Below are 1400 nucleotides of genomic sequence, written 5' to 3'. Positions count from 1 at the left end.
AGCTGGCGCCAGCTGGTGCCGGGCGCGCAGTTCCAGTTGGGCCAGCATCCGGGTGTGGACGCCGGCACGAGCTTCCTGTGCCTGTCGGTGCAGCACCAGGCCCGCAACAATCTCGAGGCGGACATCCTCGATGCGCTCGAGCAGCAGCTCGGCCCGGTCGCGCAGGCGCCGCTGGCGCTGCCGGTCGCACTGGCCGGGCTGGCCGCCGCCGCACCCGCGCAGGCGGTGACCTCCACCTTCTACGACAACCGCTTCGTGGTGATTCCGGCTGACGTGGTCTATCGCCCGCAGACCGAGGACGGCCACGGCGTGCGCCTGCATCCGCGCCCGTCGATCACCGGCACGCTCAGCGCCATCGTGGTCAGCGACGGCGAGCCGCTGCAGTCCGACCGCGACCATCGCATCAAGGTGCAGTTCCCGTGGCAGCGCGGCGGTGCGTCCAGCACCGGCCAGGCGCACCCGGGCGGCGACGACAATGCCCCGGCCAACGGCGGCGCCTGGACCTGGGTGCGGGTGATGACCCCGTGGGCCGGCGACAACTGGGGCGGGGTGGTGCTGCCCCGGCGCGGCCAGGAAGTGCTGGTGGCGTTCCTGGAGGGAGACATCGACCGCCCGGTGGTGGTGGGTGCGGTCTACAACGGCCGCGGCCAGAACGATGCCTCGCACAACCAGGTCGCCAGCGGCGGCGCGCAGGCCACCGGCAACGCGGCCGCGTGGTTCGAGGGCAACGACCACGGCGCGGTGTTCACCGGCTTCAAGAGCCAGGCGCTGGCCGACAGCCAGGGCGGCGCGGGCGGCTACCAGCAGCTGCGTCTGGACGACACCCCCGGGCAGGGCCGCGCGCAGCTGTCCACCACCCAACATGCGACCACGCTGACCCTGGGCCACCTCAAGGGCGGTGAGGACAACGTGCGCGAGGCCGAGCGCGGCTTCGGCGCCGAGCTGTCCAGCCAGGCGTTCGGCGCGCTGCGCGCGGGCAAGGGCCTGCTGCTCAGCACCGAAGGCGGCGAGCCGCAGCTGGCGGCCAATCAGGCGATGGCGCAGCTGCAGGAAAGCACCGAGCTGGTGGCCACGCTCAACGAATCGGCCCACAACCAGCAGGCGATGCTGCCGCAGGAGCCGAGCGAGCTGCCGGCGCACCAGGCGCTGCTGCAGTTGCAGGAAAAGCTGGGCGGCATCCAGAGCGGTGGCCCGGCCGGCAGCATCCAGGGCGGTGACGGCGAAGCGCCGGGTTGGGATGCGCCGACGCTGATGGGCAGCGGCGTGGCCGGGGTGATGAGCCTGACGCCGGCCGACCAGGTGTGGGTCAGCGGCACGCAGACCACGCTGGCCTCAGGCGTGGCGCTGAACTGGCTGAGCCAGGGCTCGCTCACCCTGGCGGTGTCCGGCGGGCTGGTGCT

1 protein-coding gene is annotated in these 1400 nt (G+C 72.9%); it reads left to right on the top strand.

The genetic code is table 11. The annotated features are described in order from the left end of the window. Positions 1-1400: type VI secretion system Vgr family protein (locus OC534_RS19260; protein WP_262072416.1), on the top strand; the 1400-nt coding region annotated here is incomplete at both ends.

The organism is Stenotrophomonas sp. Marseille-Q5258, from assembly GCF_946900935.1.
In the GTDB taxonomy this organism is placed as follows: domain Bacteria; phylum Pseudomonadota; class Gammaproteobacteria; order Xanthomonadales; family Xanthomonadaceae; genus Stenotrophomonas; species Stenotrophomonas nematodicola.
Note: the sequence above shows the minus strand (reverse complement) of the source record. Positions and strands in the feature narration are given on the sequence as shown.